Consider the following 26141-nt stretch of genomic DNA (forward strand, 5'->3'; position numbering starts at 1 on the left):
CCCGGCGGTTTTGGCCGGGAGCCTGCCATGAGTTTTGAAGCCTTCGGTCAGCCGCTGCTGACCTTTCCCGACGCAGAAAAAAGTCCACTGAGCATCCGCGCCAAGGCGCTGGTGTTCGTTGATCCGCGCTCGCGGCAATTGCGCGAGGAGCTGGAGCAACTGGCGCCGCGTTCGATTTCCGTATTGATCCGTGGTGAAACCGGTAGCGGTAAAGAGTTGTTGGCGCGGCACATCCATCGCGCCAGTGATCGCGGTGGGTTATTCGTCTCGGTCAATTGCGGCGCGATCAGCCCGACCTACGCCGACGCCGAATTGTTCGGCTATGCGGCCGGCAGTTACAGCGGTTCGGCAAGCAGTCGCGCCGGCTGGTTCGGCTCGGCCAATGGCGGCACGCTGTATCTGGACGAGATCGGCGACCTGCCGTTGCCGATTCAGATCAAGTTGCTCGCCGCATTGGAAAACCATGAAGTCACCCGCGTCGGTGCGCCTCAACCGAGCCCGGTGGACGTGCGTCTTGTGGCTGCAACCAGCATTGACCTGGCGCAAGCCGTGGCCGCCGGTAAATTCCATGAGCGGCTTTATCACTACCTCAGCGAGGGGCAGTTGGAACTGCCGGCGTTGCGTGAGCGAGTGGGCGATATCCTGTCTTTGTCCGAGTACTTTCTGGGCATCTACAGCCAGCGACTCGATTTGCCAGTGCCGCTGATCAGCGAAGCGGCTCAACAGTTGTTAGAGGCGCATAGCTGGCCCGGCAACACCCGAGAGCTGGAGAACGTCATTCACTTTGCGCTGCTGGTGAGCACCGGGGACGAGATCTTGCCGGAGCATTTGAATCTGCCTGCGCCACTGGTGCAGATCGAGCAGCAACTGAAGCAAATCCTCAGCAGCGGATCTGCCGCCGAAAAGGACGCCCTGAAGAAACTTCTCAAAAACGCTGCGCTTCTGTAGGAGCGAAGCTTGCTCATGGCAAACGCAAAAATGCGGTCGATGCGCGAGCTAGAGCTGTATGTACAAAATGGAATATGAAAGTGAATAAAAGATATTGTTCGGGAATAAAAAATCCCGGTATTGTCCGCTTCACGCCAGCGATAGCACTTCACTGGCACTCGTACTAAACAAGCCGTCGTCGATGACGACCGTGATTTTCGATAAGGACACTGCATGAAAAAGGTTCTGTTGTTCACCGCACTGGCGGCTGCCCTGACCGCGGGCCTGGCCCAGGCTGGCGAGAAACTGGTGGTCGCGGCGACCCCGGTCCCACACGCCGAGATTCTGGAACTGATCAAGCCAACCCTCGCCAAAGAAGGCGTGGACCTGGAAATCAAAGTCTTCACCGACTACGTTCAGCCGAACGTACAGGTTGACCAGAAGCGTCTGGACGCCAACTACTTCCAGACCCTGCCGTACTTGAAAAACTTCAACGAAGGCAAAGGCACCAACCTGGTGACTGTGATCGGCGTTCACGTTGAACCGTTCGGTGGCTACTCGAAGAAGTACAAAAAACTGGCTGATCTGCCAAACGGCGCGACCATCGCTCTGCCGAACGAAGGCAGCAACAGCGGCCGTGCTCTGCTCCTCCTGCAGAAGGCTGGCCTGATCGAGTTGAAAGACCCGAAAAACGCTCTGGCTACCCCGAAAGACATCGCCAAGAACCCGCACAATTTCAAGTTCAAGGAACTGGAATCGGCCATGCTGCCGCGCGTTCTGGACCAGGTTGACCTGGACCTGATCAACACCAACTACGCGCTGGAAGCCGGTCTGAACCCGGCCAAAGACGCGCTGGTGATCGAAGGTGCCGATTCGCCTTACGTGAACTTCCTGGTGGCTCGTCCGGACAACAAGGACAGCGTAGCCATCCAGAAACTGGCCAAGGCATTGACCAGCCCTGAAGTGAAAGCCTTCATCGCCAAGAAGTACAGCGGCGCAGTATTGCCGGCGTTCTGATTCGACGCAGCATCGAACCCCTTCAAGGTTTCAAACGCCGACGGCTTTCAAAGCGTCGGCGTTTTTTTGTGCCTGCACACTCTATTGCAAATGAGGTATCTGTGGCGAGGGAGCTTGCTCCCGCTGGGTTGCGAAGCGACCCCAATAACTGCTGGCAGGTACATCGCGTTGGCTGGTTTTACGACTGCTGCGCAGCCGAGCGGGAGCAAGCTCCCTCGCCACAAAATCAAGAGCTATCAGAGCTATCAGAGCTATCAGAGCTACCAGAACTGCCAGGGCGCTCAGGCCACCCTGGCCTTCAACGCCCTGCGCAACGCCACCAATAACTTCACGATGTCCTGCGGATCCAGTCGCTGCGGTGCTTTTACGTCAGCCATGTTCTCTTCCTTGTGATGGTTTGGCCGGGGGAGTCTGGCCAATAGCTGTGCGTCCTTGGAGGGCTATTTCGAAAAAAAGATCCTTCCTACAGCCAAAAGGAAAATAGTCGTCTTCCTGCGTCGCAGCAAATCCGCAGGATAGTTTTTTGCGTGATATCAATATGCTTTAACGGTATTTAAATTCTTCTTTTTATACCTTTAAAGTCGGTACCTGCCGGGTGGTTATCCACCGCCCATGGACCGCACCACCGTCGCTTACCGAGCGGCGTCCAGGATGTTCAATGAATTTCGATTACGCTTTTATCCTCAGCACCTTGCCGGCGTTTCTCAAGGCCGTGGGCGTGACGCTGCAGGTCGGCTTCATCGCCATCGGCACGTCGATGCTGGTGGCGCTGATCAACGCGACGATTCTGGTGTTCCGCACGCCTTACCTGCAACGCCTGGTCGGGCTGTACGTGGAGCTGGCGCGCAATACGCCGCTGCTTATCCAGCTGTTCTTCGTTTACTTCGCCTTGCCGGCGCTGGGCATCAAGGTCTCGGGGTTTGCGGCAGCGATCATCACCATGACGTTCCTGGGCGGTGCTTACCTCACGGAAGTACTGCGAGCGGGTGTGGACGCAGTGCCTCAGGCGCAGCTGGAATCCGGTCGCTCCATCGGTTTGTCCCATGGGCAATTACTTCGCTACGTGATCCTGCCGCAAGCCGGCATCCTCAGCCTGCCGTCGCTGTTCGCCAACTTCATTTTCCTGCTCAAGGAAACCACCGTGGTTTCGGCCGTGGCGGTGCCAGAGATTCTCTACACCACCAAAAGCTACATCGCGCTCTACTACAAAACCTACGAAATGCTCGCCGTGCTGACGCTGATTTGCGTGTTGCTGTTCTTGCCGCTGTCGCTGTTGCTCAGCCGTCTGGAAAGGAGGCTCCAGCATGGCCAGTTCGGGTCTTGAGTTGTTGTGGGTGTCATTGCCGCAACTGGGCAAGGGCGCTGCGCAAACCCTGTCGATTTCTTTCCTGAGCATCGCCATCAGCACTGTTGGCGGCGTGTTCTACGGCGTGTTGCGCACGCTGAATTCGAAGTGGCTGCATGCGATTTTGCGGGTGTATCTGGAGCTGTTCCGGGCGATCCCGGTACTGGTCTGGTTGTACTTGCTGTTCTTCGGTTTGCCGATCTTCTTCGGCCTGAGCATTCCGAGCTTCTGGTGCGCAGTGCTGGTGCTGTCGCTGTGGGGCGCCAGCGAGGTCGGCGAAGTGGTGCGCGGCGCGTTGCATTCATTGCCGCGCGGTCAGCGTGAAGCGGGGTTGTCGATTGGCCTGAACGGCCCGCAACTCTACGGCTACGTGTTGTTGCCCCAGGCGCTGAAACGCATGACGCCGCCGACCATCAACGTCTACACGCGCATCATCAAGACCAGCTCGCTGGCGGTGCTGATCGGTGTGGTGGACGTGGTCAAGGTCGGTCAGCAGATCATCGAACGCACCTACGAATCCGTGCTGATCTACGGCGCGCTGTTCCTGTTTTTCTTTTTCATCTGCTACCCGCTCTCGGCCGCCTCGCGCGTGCTGGAGCGGCGCTGGACGCAAGCATGAGCGCATTGATCGAGTTCAAGGGTTTCAACAAGTTTTTCGGCGAACAGCAGGTGCTGAACGGTATCGACCTGCAAGTGAAGTCCGGCGAAGTGATCGTCATCCTCGGCCCCAGTGGCTGCGGCAAAAGCACGTTGCTGCGTTGCCTCAACGGGCTGGAAGTCGCCCACAGCGGCAGCCTGAAACTGGCCGGCCGCGAGTTGCTGGACAAGGGCACCGACTGGCGCGAAGTGCGGCAGCAGATCGGCATGGTGTTCCAGAGTTATCACCTGTTTCCGCACATGAGCGTGCTCGACAACCTGCTGCTGGGCCCGGTCAAGGTGCAGAAACGCGAACGCCGCGAAGCCCGGGATCAGGCCGAAGCGTTGCTGGCGCGCGTGGGCCTCTCGGACAAGCGCGATGCGTTTCCGCGCCAGCTCTCCGGCGGCCAGCAGCAACGCATCGCCATCGTCCGCTCGCTGTGCATGAACCCCAAGGTCATGTTGTTCGATGAAGTCACCGCCGCCCTCGACCCGGAAATGGTCAAGGAAGTGCTGGAAGTCATCCAGGGCCTGGCCCGCGAAGGCATGACGCTGCTGATCGTCACCCACGAAATGGCCTTTGCCCGCGCCGTGGCTGACCGAATCGTGTTCATGGATGCCGGACGAATCCTTGAACAAAACCCACCCGAGATTTTCTTTACGAACCCGCAAACCGCACGAGCGCAGCAGTTCCTGGAGAAGTTCTCCTACGTCGCCGCACTACCCAAAACGACTCAAACAAAGGAACTGGAACTGCCATGAAAACTGCCAAGTCTTCTCTGCTGCTACTCCCGCTGCTCGGCCTCGCACTGCTGGCCGGCTGCAACAAAACCGAAGAACCACCGAAGCCGAAAGTCGCCAGCGAAAGCACCGCGCCGGCCAGCTACCTGGACAAAATCAAGGCACGGGACAAGTTGATCGTCGGCGTCTTCACCGACAAGCCACCGTTTGGATTCGTCAATGAAGCCGGGCGTTACGTCGGTTTCGATACCGACATCGGCCGCCAGTTCGCCAAGGACCTGCTGGGCGATGAAAACAAGGTCGAGTTCGTTGCCGTGGAGCCGGCGAGCCGGATTCCGTTTCTGCAAAGCGACAAGGTCGACCTGATCCTGGCCAACATGACCGTGACCCCGGAGCGCAAGGAAGCGGTGGAATTTACCAACCCGAACCTGAAAGTCGCGGTGCAGGCGCTGGTGCCACAGGCCAGCGACGTGAAAAACCTCGATGACCTGGCAACCCGCACCACCATCGTTACCACCGGCACAACGGCGGACATCTGGCTGACCAAAAACCATCCGGACTGGAAACTGCTGAAGTTCGAGAAAAACTCCGAGTCCCTGCAAGCGTTGGCCAATGGTCGTGGCGATGCGTACGCGCAAGACAATCTGGTGCTGTTCAGCTGGGCCAAGCAGAACCCAGGCTATCGCGTGCTGAGCCAGACACTGGGCGCCGAAGCGCCGATTGCACCGGCGGTGAAGAAGGGCAATATCGAACTGCGTGACTGGGTGAACGCCGAGTTGGCGAAGCTGGGTGAAGAGAAATATTTGCTCAAGCTGTACGACCAGTACGTGCGCAAGGAGCTGAGCGATGACACCAAGCCTGAGAGCGTGATTGTCGAGGGTGGGAAGTGGCAGGGTTGATTCGCCCAGTCTGATTGTTCCCACCTGTGGCGAGGGAGCTTGCTCCCGCTGGGGCGCGCAGCGGCCCTAAAACCTGTGTATGCGATTTGCCTGAGGCAACGCATTGCGGCGGCTGCGCAGCCGAACGGGAGCAAGCTCCCTCGCCACAGAGGGTGGGACGATCAATCCGGCCAATACCACGCCGGTTCATCCAGCATCCGCTGCCCGACAATCCCGGTCTGGCCGAGGTTTTTCTCCAGCACAATACAGTTGCATTCCGGGTCTTCCTGCAACGCCGAGATCAGCCGCCGCGCATGGGACACCACCCACACCTGACACTGCTCCGACGCCCGGATAATCAAGCGCGCCAACGCCGGCAACAGGTCCGGATGCAGGCTGGTTTCCGGTTCGTTCAGCACCATCAATGTCGGCGGGCGCGGCGTCAACAGCGCTGCCACCAACAGCAAATACCGCAACGTCCCGTCGGATAACTCCGCCGCTGACAACGGTCGCAACAACCCTTCCTGATAAAACTCGATGGCGAACCGGCCGCCGGCCAGCGGCTCGATATGCAGCCGTGCACCGGGAAACGCATCGCTGATGGCGTTGCGCAAAGCTTCGGGGTCGCCAATTTCGATAATGGTCTGCAATGCCGCCGCCAGATCCCTGCCGTCGTGGTGCAGCACCGGGGTGCGGGTGCCCAGTTGTGGCTGACGCACCGGTGCGTCGGCGTCGCTGCGAAAGTGATCGTAGAAGCGCCAGCGGCGGATGAACTCACGCATCTCCAGAACCTCCGGCGAGGTACGCAGACTGCCGACCTGATCGAACAGGCTGTCGAAAGTCGGCGTGTGTTGAGCCAGCACGTCCCAGTTGCGGTTGGTTCGGGTGCGGATCATCGGGCCGTCGCGATCCACCAGCAGGCTCGCTGGACGATAGAACGCCCCGGCCCACAGGCATTCGCGCTTGATTTGCGGATCGAGGCTGAACCGTGACGGAATGGGTGAACTGTGTCCGGGTAACATGAAATGACCGTTGGAATCGGGCAGCCCCAGGCTGATCGAGTAACCGAAATCTTCGCCGGCAAACCCCAGGCGCAGGCGTTTGACGCCGTGACGCACGGTCGCCTCGATCGGCACTTCACCGTTACGCATGCGCCGGGTGATGTTTTCCGGTCCGGCCCAGAAGGTCGAATCCAGCCCACCCTCGCGGGCCAACGCATTGACCACGCCGCCTTGGGCGGTTTCCGCCAGCAGGCGCAACGCGCGGTAGAGGTTGGATTTACCGCTGCCGTTCGGCCCTGTGATCAGGTTCAAACGACCCAGCGGAATCACCAGTTTATTGATCGAGCGGTAATTGGCCACCGCGAGGGTTTTGAGCATGGGAAGCATCCTGCTGCATGGTCCGCCAGTTTGCCTTATTGTCGGGAACACCGTGATCCCCTGTGGCGAGCGAACTTTTGTGGCGAGCGAGCTTGCTCGCGCTGGGCTGCGAAGCAGACCCAAAGCATTCGTGAGGTGTGTCAGGCAAAACGCGATTGCAGGGTTTGCGACTGCTGCGCCCAAGCGCGGACCGGCCGGCGGGAGCAAGCTCCCTCGCCACAGGTAAGCCTCTTGGCAAAGAGGATGCAGCAATCCTGTGCACCTGTTGAACCCTGTTCTAAGCTCACAGTCGTATCGCCATTGGCACGTTCGTACAACGCAAAGGAGTCTGCATGGCTGGTCCCGGATTGAAAAGAGTGGTTGGCCTGAGCCTCCTTGTCCTGTTGAGCGCCTGCGGCGAAAAACCCCAGGTCGAAAAGGACCGTCCACGGGTCTTCGTGCAAGCCGTCAAACCGGCGGACTACGCCGTATCCGTGACCCTCACCGGCGATGTTCAGGCTCGCGTCCAGACTGAGCTGTCGTTTCGCGTCGGCGGCAAGATCATCCAGCGTATGGTCGATGTCGGTGACCGGGTGTCGGCCAAACAAGTGCTCGCCAAACTCGATCCGAAAGACTTGCAGACCAACGTCGACTCGGCCCAGGCGCAGGTCGTCGCCGAACAGGCGCGGGTCAAACAGTCTGCTGCGGCCTTCGTTCGCCAGCAAAAACTCCTGCCCAAGGGCTACACCAGTCAAAGCGAATTCGACTCTGCCCAGGCCGCATTGCGCAGCAGCCAGAGCGCGCTGACAGCCGCCCAGGCGCAACTGGCCAATGCCCGTGAGCAACTGAGTTACACCGCGCTAATCGCCGACGCGCCGGGGGTGATTACGGCCCGTCAGGCCGAAGTCGGCCAGGTGGTGCAAGCCACGATGCCGATTTTCAGCCTCGCCCGGGACGGTGAGCGTGACGCAGTGTTCAACGTCTACGAATCGCTGCTGGCGGAGGCTCCCGAGGACAAAACGATCGTGGTCAGCCTGCTCGGTAACCCGTCCATCAAGACCACGGGCACGGTTCGGGAAATCACCCCGGCCGTTTCCGCGCAGACCGGCACGGTGCAGGTCAAAGTCACCCTTAACGGTCTGCCGGAGGGCATGCAGCTTGGTTCGGTGGTCAGCGCCACGGCGAAGACGCCGGGCAAGTCGGCGGTTGAGCTGCCGTGGTCGGCCCTGACCAAAAACCTCAACGACCCGGCCGTGTGGCTGGTGGACGACGAAGGCAAGGCGCAGTTGCATACGGTCACGGTCGGTCGTTACCTGACCGGCAAAGTCATCATCAGCGACGGCCTGAAGGGCGGCGAAAAAGTCATCATTGCTGGCGGCCAGTTGCTGCACCCAGGCGTGAAAGTGGAAATCGCCGAAAACACCTATAAAGACCTGGCCGAAGGAGCCCAGCCATGAAGCGCCTGTTGCTGGTGTTTGCCGGTGTGATGCTGGTGGCCTGTTCGGAAAAAGAGCCGCCGCCGGAACCGGTACGCCCGGTGCTGTCGATCAAGGTCCAGGCGCTGGACGAGGAAACGCTCGGCCGCTTCGCCGGCAGCATCCAGGCCCGTTACGAAACCAATGTCGGTTTCCGCGTGCCGGGGCGGATCGCCAGTCGCAACGTAGATGTCGGCGCCGAAGTCGAGAAAGGTGCCTTGCTCGCCACGCTCGATCCCACGGATCAACAAAATCAGTTGCGCTCGGCTGAGGGCGATCTGGCGAAGGTTCAGGCGCAACTGATCAACGCTCAGGCCAACGCCCGGCGTCAGCAGGAACTGTTCGATCGCGGGGTCGGTGCGCAGGCCCAGCTGGACATCGCCCAGACCGATCTGAAAACCACTCAGGCCTCCCTCGATCAAGCGAAGGCGGCGGTCGATCAGGCCAGGGATCAACTCGGTTACGTCGAACTGCGCACTGACCACAAAGCCATCGTCACCGCGTGGAATGCCGAAGCCGGGCAAGTGGTGACCGCCGGCCAGCAAGTGGTGACGTTGGCGCAGCCGGACATCAAGGAAGCGGTGATCGACCTGCCCGACACGCTGGTCGATCAGTTGCCGACGGACGTGGTGTTTCAGGTCGCCGTGCAACTGGACCCGAGCATCACCACCACCGCCATCGTTCGCGAAATCGAACCCCAGGCCCAAAGCGCCACCCGCACCCGTCGCGCCCGCCTGACGCTGACCGATACGCCACCGGGCTTTCGCCTGGGCACGGCGATCAGCGTGACGCTCAGTTCAGCCATCAAACCGCGCATTGAGCTGCCGTTGACCGCGCTCCAGGAAGTCGATGGCAAATCGCGAATCTGGGTCATCGACCCGCAGAACCAGACCGTTTCCCCGCGAGACATCAGCCTGATCAGTCGCACCGACACCACCATGGTCCTGGCCAGCGGCGTGAAATCCGGCGAGCGCGTCGTCAGTGCCGGTGTGAACAGCCTGAAACCTGGGCAAAAAGTGAAAATCGACGAGGACAACCCACAATGAAAGGGAGTTTCAACTTATCCGAATGGGCCCTCAAACATCAGTCGTTTGTCTGGTATCTGATGTTCATCGCGCTGCTGATGGGCGTGTTTTCGTACATGAACCTGGGGCGCGAAGAAGACCCCTCGTTCACCATCAAGACCATGGTGATCCAGACCCGCTGGCCCGGTGCGACCCAGGAAGAAACCCTCAAGCAGGTCACTGACCGCATCGAGAAAAAACTCGAAGAGCTCGACTCCCTCGACTATGTGAAAAGCTACACCCGTCCCGGCGAATCGACGGTGTTCGTCAACCTGCGCGACACCACCAGTTCCAAGGACATTCCGGAAATCTGGTACCAGGTGCGCAAGAAGATCAACGACATCCGCGGCGACTTCCCCAAGGGCCTGCAAGGGCCGGGGTTCAACGACGAATTCGGTGATGTGTTCGGTTCGGTGTACGCCTTCACCGCCGACGGCTTGTCGATGCGCCAGTTGCGCGATTACGTCGAGCAGGTCCGCGCCGAGATCCGTGAGGTGCCGGGTCTGGGCAAGGTCGAGATGGTCGGCGAGCAGGATGAAGTGCTGTACCTGAACTTTTCCACCCGTAAATTGGCGGCGCTGGGCATCGATCAGCGCCAGGTCGTGGAGAGCCTGCAATCGCAAAACGCCGTGACGCCGGCCGGGGTCATTGAAGCCGGGCCGGAGCGGATTTCCGTGCGCACCACGGGGCAGTTCGCTTCCGAAAAAGACCTGGAAAACGTCAACCTGCGGCTCAACGATCGCTTCTATCGTCTGGCTGACATTGCGGACATCAGCCGGGGTTATGTCGACCCGTCGACGCCGGAGTTTCGCTTCAACGGTCACCCGGGCATCGGACTCGCCATCGCCATGAAGAAGGGCGGCAACATTCAGGATTTCGGCAAGGCGCTGCACGAGCGCATGACCGACTTTACCGCTGACTTGCCTGTGGGCGTTGGTGTGTACAACGTTTCCGACCAGGCTGCCGTTGTGGAAAAGGCCGTCGGCGGCTTCACCAGCGCACTGTTTGAAGCGGTGGTGATCGTGCTGATCGTCAGCTTCGTCAGCCTCGGCGTGCGCGCCGGTTTGGTGGTGGCGTGCTCGATTCCGCTGGTGCTGGCGCTGGTCTTCGTCTTCATGGAGTACAGCGGCATCACCATGCAGCGGATTTCCCTCGGCGCGTTGATTATCGCCCTTGGCCTGTTGGTGGACGACGCGATGATTACGGTGGAGATGATGGTCACCCGCCTGGAAATGGGCGAAACCAAGGAGCAGGCGGCCACCTTCGCCTACACCTCGACCGCGTTCCCGATGCTCACCGGTACGCTGGTGACGGTGGCCGGTTTTGTGCCGATCGGCCTGAACGCCAGTTCGGCGGGCGAGTACACCTTCTCGCTGTTCGCGGTGATTGCAGTGGCGATGCTTGTGTCGTGGGTCGTCGCGGTGTTGTTCGCGCCGGTGATTGGCGTGCACATCCTCAGCGCCAACGTGAAAGCCCACGACACCGAGCCTGGGCGCATTGGCCGTGCCTTCAATTACAGCATGCTCTGGGCCATGCGCAATCGCTGGTGGGCCATCGGCATCACCATTGCCTTGTTCGTGGCATCGGTGTTTTCCATGCAGTTCGTGCAGAACCAGTTCTTCCCGTCCTCCGACCGCCCGGAAATCCTCGTAGACCTGAACCTGCCGCAAAACGCCTCGATTGCCGAAACCCGCAAGGTGGTGGACAAGCTCGAAGCCACGTTCAAGGACGATCCGGACATCGTGCGCTGGAGCACCTACATCGGCGAGGGGGCGATCCGTTTCTACCTGCCGCTCGACCAGCAATTGCAGAATCCGTACTACGCGCAATTGGTCATCGTCAGCAAGGGCCCGGAATCGCGAGAAGCCCTGAGTCAGCGTTTGCGCGAGCGCTTGCGCAAGGATTTCGTTGGCATCGGCAGCTACGTCCAGGCGCTGGAAGTGGGCCCGCCTGTCGGGCGGCCGATTCAGTACCGGGTCAGCGGCAAGGACATCGACCAGGTGCGTAAACACGCCATCGCCCTGGCCACCGAACTGGACAAGAACTCGCACATCGGCGAGATCATTTACGACTGGAACGAGCCGGGCAAAGTCCTGCGCATCGACATCGCCCAGGACAAGGTGCGGCAACTGGGGCTGTCGTCGGAAGACGTGGCCAACCTGATGAACAGCATTGTGGTCGGTGCGCCGGTGACGCAGGTCGATGACGATATCTACCTGATCAACGTCGTTGGCCGCGCGGTGGACGCGGAGCGCGGTACGCCGGAAACCTTGCAGAACCTGCAGATCGTCACGCCGAGCGGCACCTCGATTCCGCTGTTGGCCTTCGCGACCGTACGCTATGAACTGGAGCAGCCGCTGGTCTGGCGTCGCGACCGAAAACCGACGATCACCATCAAGGCGGCGGTGCGCGACGAGATTCAGCCGACCGATCTGGTCAAGCAACTGAAGCCGGCCATCGACAAATTCGCCGCCAGTTTGCCGGTGGGTTACACGGTCGCCACCGGTGGTACGGTTGAGCAAAGTGCCAAGTCCCAGGGGCCGATTGCCAAGGTTGTGCCGTTGATGCTCTTCCTGATGGCGACCTTCCTGATGATCCAGTTGCACAGCGTTCAGAAGCTGTTCCTGGTGGCCAGCGTCGCGCCGCTGGGCCTGATCGGCGTGGTACTGGCGCTGATCCCGACAGGTACGCCGATGGGCTTCGTGGCGATCCTCGGGATTCTGGCGCTGATCGGCATCATCATCCGCAACTCGGTGATTCTGGTGACGCAGATCGAAGAGTTGGAGAAAGAGGGACTAGCCCCGTGGGATGCAGTGGCACAAGCCACGGAACACCGTCGCCGGCCGATTCTGCTGACGGCCGCGGCGGCGAGCCTGGGGATGATCCCGATTGCCCGCGAAGTGTTCTGGGGGCCGATGGCTTACGCGATGATTGGCGGCATCATCATCGCGACGTTGCTGACGCTGTTGTTTCTGCCGGCGCTGTATGTGGCCTGGTACAAGATTCGCGAGCCGAAGAAAGAGGCATCGGTGCCGACGCGTTGATTCATGTGGCTGGTATTTTAGGAACGGTCTGACTTACACGACTGGCGCAATGCGTTAGTGTCCCTTTTCATCTGAAGAAGGGACACTTGATGTTTCGCTTAGTGTTGCTGATCGCTGGCCTGTTGCTGTCGCGCTGGACGCTGGCCGATAGCGTGCTCGAAAACCCTCTGTGGCGTGTCGAACTCGACCCCGCGACGCTGGCGATTCGCGCCACTCCTGCGCAAATTGCGCCCGTGCAGGTGTCGGTCGGTGTGTCCGTGCACAAGGTCAGCCATCTTGTACAGAGCGACACTCACATGAACTGGCAATGGGACGATGGCGCCTGGGCGTTGAGTGCCACCCTCGACCAGCGCGACCTCTCCTTGACCATAACGGCCCGCGATCCTGGTGAGTTGAGCTTTCTCAAACAACCGGGTATCGCCATGGGCAAGGGCTTGATCTGGCCATTGGCGGAGGGGCATTACGTGCCGACCGGGGATCCGCTGTGGCAGTCCTTTTTGCTCGATCGAGGCGAGTTCAATACCACCCAGGACCTGAGCCTGCCGCTGTGGGGCGTCGATCACGGCAGTTTCACGCTGAACTGGCTAATGACCAATCCATACAACAATCGCCTCACGTTCAGCGCCGAAGGCAAGACCCTGGCGCTGGCCGCCCGTCACGAGTTCACCTCGCTTGAGCCCGGTACACCGTTGACCTTCACGCTGTCGTTGGGCGATGCCGATCCCTTGGCCAGTGCCAAACGCTATCGACAATGGTTGATCGACAACGGGCAATACGAGCCCTTGAGCGACAAACTGCTGAATACCCCCGAGGCGAAAAAGCTGTTGGGGGCCAGCCATGTTTATCTGTGGGGCAATGACCTGCTCGGGTCCGATGATGTGCGCAGTTGGCCGGCATTGCTGAAACTGCTGCGGGGCACTGGCGGCCTGGCCAGAGAGTTGCGTGGCAGTTTCGACGCTGAAACCCGGCAGATCCTGAGTCGCGCCCAACCTTCTCTCGACCCTTACCAGCAAACTGCGTTGTTGCGCAGCCTCAACGGCGCGCTCAATCAAAAGGCGCGAAGTGGCTGGCAATCAGTCGTTGAGCCGGACATGCAAAAACTGGCTGAGGGTTTTGGCCGGCTGCGCACGGAAGTGGCGAAAGCGTTCGCCGAGGCGCTGACGGCCACCCCGGAACGCTGGGGCAGCACGTTGTCGCCGAGAACATTTGAACAACTGCAGGCCGCTGGGTTGTCGCGTTTATGGTTAGGCCTCGGCGAGGGCTGGGAGGGCGGACTCTGGCATCCTGAAGCGGTGAGCCAAGGCGTGGCGGCCGGTTATCTGGTGGCGCCTTACGATTCTTACGAAACCGCATTGACCGCCATTGAAAACCCGGACTGGACCACCGCGCACCTCGGCTCACGGGCCAACCTTGAATGCGCGATTGTGTTGAACAGCGGCGCCTTCAAAAGCGGTTTCCAGCAGTCGGGGCATTACACCGATCCGCGTTGTGTACGGCCATTGCTTGAGGCTCGAATCCGCGCCGTGCAGGCCAAGGCCGGGTTCAATAGCTGGTTTCTCGACGCCTACGCCACGGGCATGTTGTTCGACAGCTATCGCCCCGGCGCCACCATGACCCAGGCGCAAAATGCCGAGGGCAATATCGACGCTTCGCGTTGGTTGAATGAGGCATTGCAACTGCCGGCCGGCTCCGAGGACGGCAACGCCACCACCGCGCGGGGCGTGCTTTTTGCTCATGGTATGCAGACACCGGTGATCGGCTGGGGCGATCCGGACATGAGCAAGAACCCTGAATCACCCTATTACCTGGGCCGCTGGTTTCCCAACGAAAAGCCTCAGGTTTTTTTCAAAACGGTGCCGCTCAAGGAACCCTATCGCACGGCGCACTTTGCCCCGCAGACGCGCTTGCCGCTGTATCAGGCAGTGTTCCACGGGTCGGTGATCACCACCCATCACTGGTTATTCGACAGCCTGAAGCTGAGCAATGTGCGGGCGGAGAACGAACTGACGCAGTTGCTCTATAACGTGCCGCCGCTTTATCACCTGAGCGCCGATACGTTAAAGCAGCGGCTTCCAGTGATTGCACGACAGGATGCTTTTTTTCGGCCGCTGCATGAGCGACTGGCGGCTGAGGCGATGACGGATTTCCGCTGGTTGAGCGAGGACCGCCAGGTGCAGCAAACCACGTTTGCCGATGGCACACGGCTGGTGGCCAATTTTGATTCGCGCGAGCGTGAGGTTGAAGGCAAACGGTTGGCGGGGCATAGCGTCACGGCGTTTGGCCTGGACGGGACGGTGATGAATTATCAGGTTTCTTCGGTGCGCTGAAGACCATCGCGGGCAAGCCCGCTCCCACAGGCTTTTTGTCGATCTTGGCGTTGTGCTAGACGCAAAACCTGTGGGAGCGTGGCTTGCCCGCGAAGGCGTCGGCATTGACTACACTGTTTTGCGCCAGACACTCGCCAACCAGGGCTGCTGCTCCCTCGGCAGCCCGGCTGGCCGATAGTAATGCTCAAGCTCCACAAACCCAGCCTCGGTCAGCCGTTCCTGCCACGCCTGGAGATCGTGATACGCCCCATAACGCGGCCCGTTCCAGCCTTCCTGATTCTCGCCACGCGGATTCGAACTGAACAACACCCCACCCGGCCTCAATGCCTCATACAACTCCTTCAACACCCGAGGTAATTCCTGACGCGGAATGTGGAACAGCACGGCATTGGCGAAGATCCCGTCAAAACGCCCGGCCGGCAGATCAAGCTTCAGAAAGTCCTGCTGCCACACCTCACAACCACTGTCCTCGCGGGCCATTTGCGCAAACTTCTCCGAACCGTCGAGCCCGACCGCTGTGTGGCCCATGCGCGTGAAAGTTTGCAAATCACGTCCCGGCCCGCAGCCAAAATCGAGAATGTCGAACGGCGCCTCGCCCTGGATATGCCGCAACAGCGCATCGATGTTCTGGCTGACGTCATGGTCACGCGTCCCTTCGCGAAAACCTTCGGCCACCGAGTTGTAATGACTCAGTGTGGTAGAGGTGATCTGCTCGAGGTCGGCGGGAGTCTGTTTCATGGTCGGGCTACGCAGGCAATGTGAGTTCGCCGAATATACGCCATGACGCCGGTGGCTGCTGGGCAGCCATTGGCGGGCAAGCCTCGCTCCTGCAGAGTTTTGTGATCGTTTGGACGATGCAACTACCGTAGGAGCGAGGCTTGCCCGCGAAAGCGGTATCACTGTCGATCAAAGACTTCAGCCGGATTCAACGCTTATTAAGACCCCGCGCCAACCGATCCCCACCCAACTGAATCACCGCCACCAGCACCACCAGCAACACAATCACCGTCAGCATGATCTGGCTATCAAACCGCTGATACCCGTACCGATACGCGATGTCCCCAAGCCCACCGGCACCAATCGCCCCGGCCATGGCCGATGAGTTGATCATTGTCACCAAGGTAATGGTGAAACCACCCACAATCCCCGGCAGCGCCTCAGGCAACAACACATGCCAGACAATGTGCCAACGCCGGCACCCCATCGCCTGCGCTGCCTCGATCAACCCGAAATCCACTTCACGCAAACTGACTTCCGCGATACGCGCAAAGAAAGGCGTGGCCGCAATGGTCAGCGGCACGACAGCGGCCCAGACACCGTAAGTGGTGCCAACGATCAACCGTGTGAACGGAATCAGCGCCACCATCAAAATCAAGAATGGAATCGAGCGAAACAGGTTCACGAACGCGCCCAATACACGGTTCAGCACCGGTGCTTCGTAGATTCCGCCCTTGTCGCTGGTGACCAGAATCACCGCCATCGGAATGCCCGCCAGCAGCGCGATCAATGAGGACACGCCCACCATCAAAAACGTGTCGATGAAACCTTGCAGCAAGCGATCAAACCACATAACCCAGCACCTCCACCTGTTGTGCCCAGTGACCGGCGCGCTGGCGCAGTTCTTCTGCACCGAGCGACGAGCCGGCCACCGCCAGCAGCAGTTGCCCCAGTGCATGGCCCTGAATCCGTTCCACGCCGCCTTGCAGCAAACGCACACGGCCACCGAGTGCGGCGAACAACGCGGCCAGATCCGGTTCGTCCGTGGCGCTGCCGGTGAATTGCAGACGCAGGACCACGGCGGCGTCAGACGACTGTGGTTGCGCCTGAAGGCGACTTTGCAGCTCCTCCGGCAACGCATGTTGCAACGGTGCGAGCAAGGTTTTGCTGACCTCATGCTGCGGGTTGCCGAACACTTCCCAGACCGGCCCTTGCTCGACGATGCGCCCATGCTCCAACACCACGACGCGGTCGCAGATATCGCGGATGACTGCCATCTCGTGAGTGATCAGCACGATGGTCAAACCCAGGCGCTGATTGATCTCGCGCAGCAGGCCGAGGATCGATTGCGTGGTCTCCGGGTCCAGTGCCGAGGTGGCTTCGTCGCACAGCAGAATCGCCGGGTCATGCACCAGCGCGCGAGCAATGCCGACGCGCTGTTTCTGGCCGCCGGACAACTGCGCCGGGTATGCCTTGTGTTTCTCTTGCAGGCCGACCAGTTCCAGCAGTTCACGAACCTTCTGCTCGCGTTTTTCCTTCGGCACACCGGCGACCTTCAGCGGCAACTCGACGTTCTGCCAAACGGTCTTGGCCGACATCAGGTTGAAGTGCTGGAAGATCATGCCGATGCGGCGACGCAGTGTTACCAGGCGGTCTTCATCGAACTCGCCGATGTCCACTTGATCGATCAGCACGCGGCCCGTGCTCGGTTGTTCGAGGCGGTTGATGGTGCGGATCAGCGACGACTTGCCGGCGCCGCTGCGGCCGATGATGCCGAACACTTCACCGCGCTGGATCGCCAGGTCGATGCCGTGCAGCGCCGCCACCGGACCTTGCTGGCCGTTGTAGGTTTTGCCCAGACCGATAAAGCGCACATGAGCACGGTTCAGGTCCGGGTGCAGTTCGGTCTGTTCGGCTTTCTGAGGCTCTGGAATTTCCAGTCGCTGTTGGATAGCGGCCGTCATGTTCAGCTTTCCCAACCGGCTTGATAGAGCTTGCCGTGAGCCTTGTCCAGGGCAGCGCGAACGGCTGGCGAATGCTGGTAGATGTCGACGAATTTGATCAGGCGCGGGTCGGTTTTGCTTTTCGGCTGGATCACGAACTGGATCACGTATTCCTTGTGGTCGAGGCCATCGAACAGCAGGGCCGAGCCAGCATCGAAGGTTTTCGACAAGCGAATGTACGCCGGGTAGCCCTGAACCAGATCGGCGTCATCGTAGGCGCGCACCAGTTGCACGGCTTCGACCTGAAGGATTTTGATTTTCTTCGGGTTGGCGATGATGTCTTCTTCGGTGGCCTTGTAGCCGACGCCCTGTTTGAGGGTGATCAGGCCAGCCTTGGCCAGCAGTTGCAGGCCGCGACCGCTGTTGATCGGGTCGTTGGCGATGGCGACGCTGGCGCCTTCCGGCAGCTCGTCGAAGCTTTTGTATTTTTTCGAGTAGAGACCGACGTTGTTGATGATGCCCGGCGCGAACGGCACCAGGTCAAAACCGGAGGCGGCCTTGGCGTTTTCCAGGAACGGGACGTGCTGGAAGTAGTTCACGTCGATGTCGCCGGCGGCGAGGCTGACGTTGGGGGCAATCCAGTCGGTGAACTCGACGAGTTCGACCTTCAGGCCTTGTTTGTTGGCTTCTTCGACGGCGGCTTCCAGCGGGATGGCGAAAGCGGCGGTGGTGCCGACTTTCAGCGGCGCGTCGGCGGCGAAGGTGATGGAGCTGAAGAGGCCGAGGGCCAGGGCCAGTGCTTTGACTGGGTGAGAGAGGTAGTTCTTGGTCATGATGGTTATTTCCAGTCAATTAACAAATGTGTGAACGCATTTGTGGCGAGGGAGCTTGCTCCCGCTGGGCTGCGGAGCAGCCCAATGCCATTCGATGAGGTGTGTCAGATACAACTCGGTTGCAGGTCTTGCGACTGCTGCGCAGTCGAGCGGGAGCAAGCTCCCTCGCCACAGGGGATTAGTGTCGGTAAGCCGAACCTGTATGTTGCTCAGGCAAATGCGCCTCTGCGTGAAACAGTTTTTCCCGCAAACTGCCGTTGTCATATTCGGTCTTGTACGACCCGCGCCGCTGCAACTCCGGAATCACCAGTTCAATGAAATCCACATAGCTCTCCGGCGTGACAATCCGCGTCAGGTTGAAGCCATCCAGCCCGGTTTCGGCGATCCAGGATTCCAGCTCATCCGCCACTTGCTCCGGCGAGCCCACCACCGTGATATAGCGACCACCGAGGGCGTGTTGCTCGAGCAATTTGCGCCGCGTCCAGTCGTTGTTTTGCAGGTTCTTGGTGGCCGACTGAATCGCGTTGCTCTTCACGTACTGGATCGGCTCGTCGATTTCGTACTCGGAAAAATCGATCCCGGTCGACGCCGAGAAATGCGCCACGCCGGCCTCGGCGCTGGCGTAGCTCAGGTACTCGGCATGCTTGGCCCAGGCCAGCTCTTCGGTGGCGCCGACGATCACGTTCAGCCCCATGAACACCTTGATGTCCTCAGGATTGCGCCCGGCCTCGACGGCGCTGGCGCGGACCTTGTCCACTTGAACCTTGGTCGACGGTTTGTTCTGGCCGCTGATGAATACGCACTCGGCATGCCGCCCGGCGAACAGCAAACCACGATCCGAACTGCCGGCCTGGAACAGCACCGGCGTACGCTGCGGCGACGGTTCGCAGAGGTGATAACCCTCGACCTGATAGAACTCGCCCTTGTGCTCGACCTTGTGCACTTTCTCGGGTTGGGCGTAGATCCGCTGCTGCGGATCGTTGAGCACCGCGCCGTTTTCCCAACTGCCTTCCCAGAGTTTGTAGAGCACCTCGAGGTATTCATCAGCCTGGTCGTAACGACGGTCGTGTTCCACCTGTTCGCTCAGGCCCATGGCTTTGGCGGCGCTGTCGAGGTATCCGGTGACGATGTTCCAGCCGACCCGACCGCGACTCAGGTGATCGAGCGTCGACATGCGTCGGGCGAACAGATAGGGCGGTTCGTAAGTCAGGTTGGCGGTCAGCCCGAAGCCAAGGTTTTTGGTGACCGCCGCCATTGCGGAGACCAGCAGCAACGGGTCGTTGACCGGCAGCTGGATCGACTCTTTCAGCGGCACGTCCACCGAGTTCTGGTAGACGTCGTACACGCCGACGATGTCGGCGATGAACAAGCCGTCGAACAGTCCACGCTCCAGCAACTGCGCCAGTTCGGTCCAGTATTCGATGGTTTTGTATTGGGTGGAGGTGTCCCGTGGATGCGTCCACAAACCATGGTTGATGTGCCCGATGCAGTTCATGTTGAACGCGTTGAGCAGGATCTTCTTTTTGGCGTCGGCCATCAGATGGTCCCCCGCAGCGGCGGCTTTTCATCGTTGAGGTAGTAGTTGCCCACGGCGTGATACTTCCAGCGCACCGGGTCGTGCAGCGTGTGCACCCGAGCGTTGCGCCAGTGGCGATCCAGACCGTGTTCGATCAGGGTCGCCTGGCTGCCGGCCAGTTCAAACAGCGTGCTGCCGGCGGCGAGGGAGATTTCGGTGCTGATGGCGCGGGCTTCGGCGACGGCAATCGATGCGGCGGCGACGGTCTCTGCGTTGGTCTCGGCCTGGGCCTTGTCGAGGAATTCGCCGGAGCGCTCCAGCAAGGCTTCGGCGGCGTGCAGACGGATGCTCAGATGGCCGAAACTCTTGATGGTCAGCGGGTCGTCGATGGCTTTTTCGTGCGTGGCGTCGATCCATGGCCGGGTTTTGGTCCGCACGAAATGCAGCGCATCTTCATAGGCAGCGCGGGCGATGCCGGTGTCGATGGCGGCGTGAAGAATCTGCGCCAATGGGCCGACGGTCGTCGGGCGTTCGAAAGCGCTTTGAAACGGGATCACATCTTCGGCGGCGACGTGGACGTCTTCGAACACCACCGAACCGCTACCAGTGGTGCGTTGGCCGAAGCCGCTCCAGTCGTCGATGACGCTCAGGCCTTTGCTGTCGCGCGGGACGAACGCCAGTTGCTGCACGCCGTTTTCATCCACCACCGACGTCGGGATGCGTTGTGCGTAGATCGCGCCCGTGGCGTAGAACTTGCGGCCGTTGATGCGATAGCCGTTGCCATCGCGCGTCAGACTGGTGACGCGGTCGTGGGCGGTTTTGGTGCCGAGTTCGGCGAGCGCATTGCCGAAGCGCTGACCAGCGAGAACTTCAGCGTAGAGGCGTTTTTTCTGCTCGGTGCTGCCATTCACACGCAGCACTTCGAGGGCATAAAAATGGTTCTGCGGAATTTGTCCGAGGGAGCCGTCAGCCTGGGCGATCAAGGCAATCACCTTGGCCAGCGTGACGTTGGAAACGCCAGCGCCGCCGTACTCCTTCGGCACGCTGATGCCCCACAGACCCGAGCGGGAAAACACTTCCAGTTCCGGGTACGGCAAACGGCGTTCGCGGTCGCGCAGGGCGCTGTCGCGTTTGAAATCTTCAGCCAGATCCGTGGCGACGATCAGGGCTTGCTCATCGCTGGTGATGACCGCGACGTGGTGAGAAAGAGTCATAGGTTTCTCCAGATGTCTGGTCGTCAGATCCAGGAATGGCGAGCCGGCAGCGTGCCGTTGAGGTGGTAAGCGCCGACCGCGTGATACTTCCAGCGCACCGGGTCGTGCAGGGTGTGCACGCGGGCGTTGCGCCAGTGGCGGTCGAGGTTGAATTCGGCAAGGGTGGCGCGGCTGCCGGCGAGTTCGAAGAGTTTTTCGCTGGCCAGCAGCGAGATCTCGGTGGTCAGCACCTTGGCTTCCGCCACGGCAATCGAAGCGCGCGCGGCGGACTCGGCGGTGAGCGGCGCGGCATTGACCTGATCAAGCACTTGCCCAGCCTTGCGCAGCAGCGCTTCGGCGGCGTGCAGTTCGATTTTCAGCTTGCCGATGTCGGCGATCACGTACAGGTCATCGCTGGCGCGTTCGACCTTGGCGTCGATCCACGGCCGTGCGCGGGTTTTCACGAATTCGATGGCGTCGTCGATGGCACCGCGAGCAATGCCGGCGTCGATGGCCGCTTGAATCAATTGCGACACCGCGCCCTGAATATTCGGCTTGTCGTTGATTTTCCAGTTATCCACCACCAGCTCGGCGTCGACCCGCACGTTGTTGAGCAAAATGGTGCCGCTGGCGGTGGTGCGCTGGCCGAAACCGGACCAGTCATCGACGATGCGCAGGCCCGGTGTGCCGCGACGGACAAAGGCCAGCACTTGCTTGCCGTCGTCGTTCAGCGCCTTGACCGCGACCCAGTGGGCGAACAGGGCGCCGGTGGAGTAGAACTTCTGTCCGCTGATGACAAAACCGTCGCCGTCGGCGGTGATCCGTGCCTTGAGTTCGAGGGTATTTTTTGTGCCGCGTTCAGGGCCCGCGTTACCGATGCGCCAGCCTTCCAGCACGCTTTTGAACAGCTGCTTTTTCTGCGCTTCGGTGGCGCTGCCGAGCACCAGGTTGAGAATGCCGAACTGGTTCTGCGGGATCTGTCCCAATGCCGGGTCGGCCGCGGAAATGATCGCGAACACCTCGGCCAGTGTGACGAAGGAAACCTGGGGGCCACCGTACTCGCGCGGGATGGCAATGCTGCCCAGGCCGCTGCGGGTGAACTGTTCTATTTCCGACCATGGCAACTTGCGCTGCTGGTCGCGTCTGGCCGCTTGCAGGCGGGCGACGTGCGCCAGTTCGTGGGCGGCCTTGATGGCTTGTGCGTCGTTGCGCAAAACCTGCGCGGGCAACAACAGGGGGGCGACATCCAGATCACTCTGGAGGGTAGCTTCTGCCAGACTGGACATCAGTGCCGCTCCTTGGCTGCACGCAATGCCCTGGCGATCTGCACTGGGGTGATTGTGTTCCGGACCATACCTACCTCACATCTCATGGAACGCCGCGAGGGTTGCGGCGAAGTAAAAACAAGAATGTCCGGTGGTCCGGTTCATATACCCTAAGCGTGTATAAAAAATTAATAAACTAACTTTTAGGAATATGGATAGAAGTGTGTCGTGAGCAACTGTTTGCAGGGCAACACTTTGTTTTTGTAGCAACAGACACCGCCCGAGATCTTTCTGTAGGAGCGAAGCTTGCTCGCGAAGAACGATGACTCGGTGTGTCAGAACTGACGCTTTCGCGAGCAAGCTTCGCTCCTACAAGGGGAGGCGTAGATCTCAATGTTTTCGGGGTTCTGCGGCCATGAGCATTTCTTTTGGCTGGACCTTTAAATAGGGATTCGCACAACCAATCTTCAACGTCCGTGCCGGTGCCCAGCGCGAGTTGTTGCCCACCCGGTCGAGGATGCAGTAGGTCACTTCCAGCCGCAGGTCTTCGCCTGCTTCGAGAATGATCGCTGGCGGCACCCAGACCTGAATCGGCTCGCCCACGTCGCTCGCCTTGAGCCGTGGCAGGTCCATGCGTACATCGCCCCAGCGCAAGGTGATTTCATCGTCGGCGGCCATGTTCAGGTACGGCTCGATGGTCAGGGGAACGCCGCGCTTGATCTGGTTCGGGTTGACGCCCTGACGACGGATGGTTTCGGGAATGCTCACCGGTGCCAGGCACTGGTTTTCGTCACCACACAGTGCGGATGGCTGGCCACCCGGGCAGTCGAGCTTGACCTGTACACGGGTTGCCGGTGACAGCGCAGGCCCATGGCCGACCTGCATGAGCCGATAGTGAAGGCGTGAGCAGCCATTGGCGATGAAGCTTTCCGGCACTCGCAGACTGATCGCTTTACCGACGTCCTGGGTATTCAGCACCCTGGAGGCCACGTAGCAGTTGTCCCAGAACAGCTCGATCAAGTCGCCGTCGTCCATGCCGGGGTAAGGCGCGACGTTGATCAGCAGATGAGCTGCCGAGGTGATGTTGATGCCGCTCTTGTGTGATTGCCCCACGGTCGGCGCCGCAAGTTCGGGTTTGTTCAAAGTGTTTTTCATGGGTTTCTCCTTGAAGTCTTGCAGCGAAGTCCGTTTCTGAAAGAGCTGAATTGCCAAGTAACAAACGGGTCATTACTTCGTATGAAAACAATGATTGAGCGTGAATGCTTACATCGGCTGGAGACTAGATAAGAGTGCGCATGAATAACTGTCAATGGAATGAGTTGGTTAATTAATGCATCTGATGTTATTCAGAAAGCTCCTACGCTTTCAGGTTAAGAAACCGCATCGTGCTGTCGAACATGACCACTGAATAGGCGGGTTTTGTAGGGTGTGCATGCAAACCGCGCGCGCTCTGAGGGTGAAGAGTTTCGAGGATTTTAGGCGAGGTTTATCTGTAGCAGGACATAGATATGTACCGCACACGATATTGAAAGAAAGATAAATTATTCGAGTTTGCGTAAGGAGGATTATCACCGTGCAATGTTACTTCCATCCGTGGAAGTTAACACTTTGTCATTACAGATCAGTTGTGAGCGTTGTTCAGAAACTTGCTGAGAAATTGCTTTGTGCGCTCTTCTTTAGGATTGGCAAACAGCGCCTTGGCTTCGCCTTGCTCGACGATCACACCCTTGTCGAAAAACACCACGCGGTTGGCCACGTCACGGGCAAAACCCATTTCGTGAGTCACGATGACCATGGTGCGCTTCTCTTCGGCCAGGCTGCGGATGGTCGCCAGCACTTCACCCACCAGCTCCGGATCGAGCGCTGAGGTGGGTTCATCGAACAGGATCACTTCCGGTTCCATTGCCAGCGCACGGGCAATTGCCACACGCTGTTGCTGCCCACCTGAGAGGCGCCGCGGGTAAGCGTCTTCCTTGCCCGCCAGGCCAACCCTGGCCAACAGCTTTTTACCCAGGGCAACGGCGTCGGCGTGCGGGATCTTCTTCACGATGATCGGGCCTTCGATGACGTTTTCCAGGGCGGTACGGTGGGGGAACAGGTTGAAGCTCTGGAACACAAAGCCGACGTGCTGACGCAAGCGTCGCACCAGGCTCTGCTGCTGGTTCAACGGGCGGCTGCCATCGATCTCGATGTCACCGACTTTGATCCGGCCGCTGGTGGGTTCTTCCAGGAAGTTCAGGCAACGCAGGAACGTGGTTTTCCCCGAGCCACTCGGCCCGATGATTGCGACGACCTCGCCTTCCTTTACCTCCAGATCGATGCCGTTGAGCACGACTTGACCCTTGAACTGCTTTGTCAGTTTTTCCACGACAATCATGGGGTCAGGACTCCTGGTCGTGCCGATTGACCCGCTCTTCCAACTTGTTCTGCAGGTGCGAAAGCACCGTGGCCAGAATCCAGTAGATCAGTGCGGCGGCAAGATACATGGTGAAAATTTCGAAGGTACGCGCGGTAATCAGCTGCGCCTGACGGAACAGTTCCGGCACCTGAATGGTGGCGGCCAGCGCCGTGTCCTTGACCAGCGAAATGAAGCTGTTGCCCAACGGCGGTAATGCCGTGCGCATCGCTTGCGGGATGATGGCCCGGCGCAGAGTTTGCGCACGGGTCATACCGATACTGGCCGCGGCTTCCCACTGGCCACGCTCGATGGAGCTGATCGCGGCACGCAGGATTTCGCAGGCGTAGGCAGCCATGTTCAGCGAGAAGCCGATCAGGGCCGCCGGCAGTGGATCAAGTTCGATACCCAATTGCGGCAAGCCGTAATAGATCACGAACAGTTGCACCAGCAACGGCGTGCCGCGAAAGAACGACACGTAGATGCGGGCAATCCAGCTCACCAGTTTGAAGCGCGACAGACGCATCAACGCCAGGCCGAAACCCATCACCAGACCGAAGAACATCCCGCCCAGACTGAGGATTACCGTGTAGTACGCGCCCTTCAGCAGGAAGGGCGCGGAGTCCAGCGCAAGTTGGAAAGCTTCTTCCATTATTGAGTGACGTCAGCGCTGAAGTATTTTTCCGAAAGCTTTTTCAGCGTACCGTCGGCACGCAGCTTGTCGATGGCTTTGTTCACCGCAGCCAGCAACTCAGGCTCGCCTTTGCGCAGGGCAATACCGGCTTCCTGACGGGAGAACGCTTCGCCGGCAGCGGAGGTGTCCTTGGCTTTCTTGGCGTATTCGAGAGCGGCGAGGCGGTCGATCAGAATGGCGTCGGTGCGGCCGTTACGCAGGTCTGCGAACTTGCTCGGGTCATCTTCGTAGGTGCGCACGTCAGCGGTCGGCACGTTGGCTTTCACCCATTGCTCGTAGTTGGTGCCCAGGCCTACGCCGACTTTCTTGCCACCCAGGTCGGCAGCAGTCTTGATGTTCAGCTCCGCAGCCTTCTTGGTCAGAACCAACGCCTGAATCCCGGAAACGGTGTACGGCTCAGAGAAGTCGTACTTCTTCTTGCGCTCTTCGGAGATGGTCACCTGGTTGATCACCGCGTCCAGACGCTTGGATTCCAGCGCCGCGAGGATGCCGTCCCATTTGGTCGGTTGCAGTTTGACCTTCACCCCCAGCTCTTTGGCCAGGGCTTCGGAGAACTCGACTTCGAAGCCGGCCAGTTTGCCGTCGGCGTCGACGAAACTGAACGGTGGGTAAGTGCCTTCCAGACCGACGTTGATCACGCCCGCGTCCTTGATTTTTTGCAGTTGCTCACCGGCAACCGCTTGCCCCAGCAGGCCGGCGCTCAGCGCCAGGCCCAGCGAACCTACCAGCAGATTTCGACGTAGTGCGGAAAAATTCATGACAAGCCCCTGTGT

Annotated in this window: 22 protein-coding genes; 10 read left to right on the forward strand and 12 right to left on the reverse strand. The window is 59.8% G+C overall.

What is annotated here, in order from left to right; all coding sequences use genetic code 11:
• The first annotated feature begins 27 nt into the window (after window positions 1–27).
• The 6 genes from KJF94_RS27510 to KJF94_RS27535 all read left to right on the forward strand — a co-directional run bounded on the left by KJF94_RS27510 (window position 28) and on the right by KJF94_RS27535 (window position 5565).
• Window positions 28–948: a sigma 54-interacting transcriptional regulator gene (locus tag KJF94_RS27510; RefSeq protein WP_214380140.1), complete on the forward strand. Its 921-nt coding sequence runs from the start codon at window positions 28–30 to the stop codon at window positions 946–948.
• Window positions 949–1161: 213 nt separating this feature from the next.
• Window positions 1162–1944: a MetQ/NlpA family ABC transporter substrate-binding protein gene (locus tag KJF94_RS27515; protein WP_008032521.1), complete on the forward strand. Its 783-nt coding sequence runs from the start codon at window positions 1162–1164 to the stop codon at window positions 1942–1944.
• 658 nt (window positions 1945–2602) lie between these two features.
• On the forward strand, window positions 2603–3268 hold the full coding sequence (locus KJF94_RS27520) for an amino acid ABC transporter permease (protein WP_214380141.1): 666 nt from the start codon (window positions 2603–2605) through the stop codon (window positions 3266–3268).
• Window positions 3249–3908, forward strand: a complete 660-nt coding sequence (locus KJF94_RS27525; protein ID WP_214380142.1) for an amino acid ABC transporter permease — start codon at window positions 3249–3251, stop codon at window positions 3906–3908. The genes KJF94_RS27520 and KJF94_RS27525 overlap by 20 nt, the downstream gene beginning before the upstream one ends.
• Window positions 3905–4687 carry an amino acid ABC transporter ATP-binding protein gene (locus KJF94_RS27530; protein WP_214380143.1) on the forward strand — a complete coding sequence of 261 codons (783 nt, stop codon included), beginning with the start codon at window positions 3905–3907 and terminating at the stop codon, window positions 4685–4687. Before KJF94_RS27525 ends, KJF94_RS27530 begins: the two co-directional genes overlap by 4 nt.
• On the forward strand, window positions 4684–5565 hold the full coding sequence (locus tag KJF94_RS27535) for a transporter substrate-binding domain-containing protein (RefSeq protein WP_214380144.1): 882 nt from the start codon (window positions 4684–4686) through the stop codon (window positions 5563–5565). The genes KJF94_RS27530 and KJF94_RS27535 overlap by 4 nt, the downstream gene beginning before the upstream one ends.
• A gap of 161 nt (window positions 5566–5726) precedes the next feature.
• Here KJF94_RS27535 and KJF94_RS27540 read toward each other — a convergent pair whose 3' ends face one another.
• Window positions 5727–6923, reverse strand: a complete 1197-nt coding sequence (locus KJF94_RS27540; protein WP_214380145.1) for an AAA family ATPase — start codon at window positions 6921–6923, stop codon at window positions 5727–5729.
• A 332-nt stretch (window positions 6924–7255) separates the two neighbouring features.
• Between KJF94_RS27540 and KJF94_RS27545 the strand changes: the two genes are divergently transcribed.
• The 4 genes from KJF94_RS27545 to KJF94_RS27560 all read left to right on the forward strand — a co-directional run bounded on the left by KJF94_RS27545 (window position 7256) and on the right by KJF94_RS27560 (window position 14812).
• Complete coding sequence (locus KJF94_RS27545; RefSeq protein ID WP_214380146.1) at window positions 7256–8359, forward strand: efflux RND transporter periplasmic adaptor subunit; 1104 nt, start codon at window positions 7256–7258, stop codon at window positions 8357–8359.
• Window positions 8356–9423, forward strand: coding sequence for an efflux RND transporter periplasmic adaptor subunit (locus KJF94_RS27550; protein ID WP_214380147.1), 1068 nt, complete (start codon window positions 8356–8358; stop codon window positions 9421–9423). The genes KJF94_RS27545 and KJF94_RS27550 overlap by 4 nt, the downstream gene beginning before the upstream one ends.
• Window positions 9420–12485 carry an efflux RND transporter permease subunit gene (locus KJF94_RS27555; protein WP_214380148.1) on the forward strand — a complete coding sequence of 1022 codons (3066 nt, stop codon included), beginning with the start codon at window positions 9420–9422 and terminating at the stop codon, window positions 12483–12485. Before KJF94_RS27550 ends, KJF94_RS27555 begins: the two co-directional genes overlap by 4 nt.
• 89 nt (window positions 12486–12574) lie before the next feature.
• Window positions 12575–14812, forward strand: coding sequence for a glycoside hydrolase (locus KJF94_RS27560; protein WP_214380149.1), 2238 nt, complete (start codon window positions 12575–12577; stop codon window positions 14810–14812).
• 108 nt (window positions 14813–14920) lie between these two features.
• Here KJF94_RS27560 and KJF94_RS27565 read toward each other — a convergent pair whose 3' ends face one another.
• From KJF94_RS27565 to tcyJ, 11 genes are all read right to left on the reverse strand, one after another.
• The gene (locus tag KJF94_RS27565; protein WP_214380150.1) at window positions 14921–15550 is read right to left on the reverse strand and encodes a class I SAM-dependent methyltransferase; all 630 of its coding nucleotides are present in this window, start codon (window positions 15548–15550) and stop codon (window positions 14921–14923) included.
• Between the two features lie 187 nt (window positions 15551–15737).
• A complete protein-coding gene (locus tag KJF94_RS27570; protein ID WP_214380151.1) occupies window positions 15738–16382 on the reverse strand; it encodes a methionine ABC transporter permease in 645 nt (214 codons plus the stop codon).
• Window positions 16372–17493, reverse strand: a complete 1122-nt coding sequence (locus KJF94_RS27575) for a methionine ABC transporter ATP-binding protein (RefSeq protein WP_214380152.1) — start codon at window positions 17491–17493, stop codon at window positions 16372–16374. The genes KJF94_RS27570 and KJF94_RS27575 overlap by 11 nt, the downstream gene beginning before the upstream one ends.
• Window positions 17494–17495: 2 nt before the next feature.
• Window positions 17496–18305, reverse strand: coding sequence for a MetQ/NlpA family ABC transporter substrate-binding protein (locus KJF94_RS27580; RefSeq protein WP_214380153.1), 810 nt, complete (start codon window positions 18303–18305; stop codon window positions 17496–17498).
• Window positions 18306–18483: 178 nt separating this feature from the next.
• Window positions 18484–19842 carry an LLM class flavin-dependent oxidoreductase gene (locus tag KJF94_RS27585; protein WP_214380154.1) on the reverse strand — a complete coding sequence of 453 codons (1359 nt, stop codon included), beginning with the start codon at window positions 19840–19842 and terminating at the stop codon, window positions 18484–18486.
• Window positions 19842–21035, reverse strand: a complete 1194-nt coding sequence (locus tag KJF94_RS27590) for an SfnB family sulfur acquisition oxidoreductase (RefSeq protein WP_214380155.1) — start codon at window positions 21033–21035, stop codon at window positions 19842–19844. Before KJF94_RS27590 ends, KJF94_RS27585 begins: the two co-directional genes overlap by 1 nt.
• Window positions 21036–21058: 23 nt before the next feature.
• Entirely contained in the window at window positions 21059–22300 is a 1242-nt protein-coding gene (locus tag KJF94_RS27595) for an SfnB family sulfur acquisition oxidoreductase (RefSeq protein WP_214380156.1), read from the reverse strand.
• 369 nt (window positions 22301–22669) lie between these two features.
• Window positions 22670–23434 carry a hypothetical protein gene (locus KJF94_RS27600; protein ID WP_214380157.1) on the reverse strand — a complete coding sequence of 255 codons (765 nt, stop codon included), beginning with the start codon at window positions 23432–23434 and terminating at the stop codon, window positions 22670–22672.
• A 466-nt stretch (window positions 23435–23900) separates the two neighbouring features.
• Complete coding sequence (gene tcyN / locus KJF94_RS27605; RefSeq protein WP_214380158.1) at window positions 23901–24656, reverse strand: L-cystine ABC transporter ATP-binding protein TcyN; 756 nt, start codon at window positions 24654–24656, stop codon at window positions 23901–23903.
• 4 nt (window positions 24657–24660) lie between these two features.
• On the reverse strand, window positions 24661–25326 hold the full coding sequence (tcyL, locus tag KJF94_RS27610) for a cystine ABC transporter permease (RefSeq protein ID WP_214380159.1): 666 nt from the start codon (window positions 25324–25326) through the stop codon (window positions 24661–24663).
• Window positions 25326–26126 (reverse strand): cystine ABC transporter substrate-binding protein, encoded by an 801-nt coding sequence (gene tcyJ / locus KJF94_RS27615; RefSeq protein ID WP_213942036.1) that lies wholly within the window; start codon window positions 26124–26126, stop codon window positions 25326–25328. The genes tcyL and tcyJ overlap by 1 nt, the downstream gene beginning before the upstream one ends.
• Window positions 26127–26141: the final 15 nt, after the last annotated feature.

Origin of the sequence: Pseudomonas hormoni, from assembly GCF_018502625.1 — a bacterium.
In the GTDB taxonomy this organism is placed as follows: Bacteria; Pseudomonadota; Gammaproteobacteria; order Pseudomonadales; family Pseudomonadaceae; genus Aquipseudomonas; species Aquipseudomonas hormoni.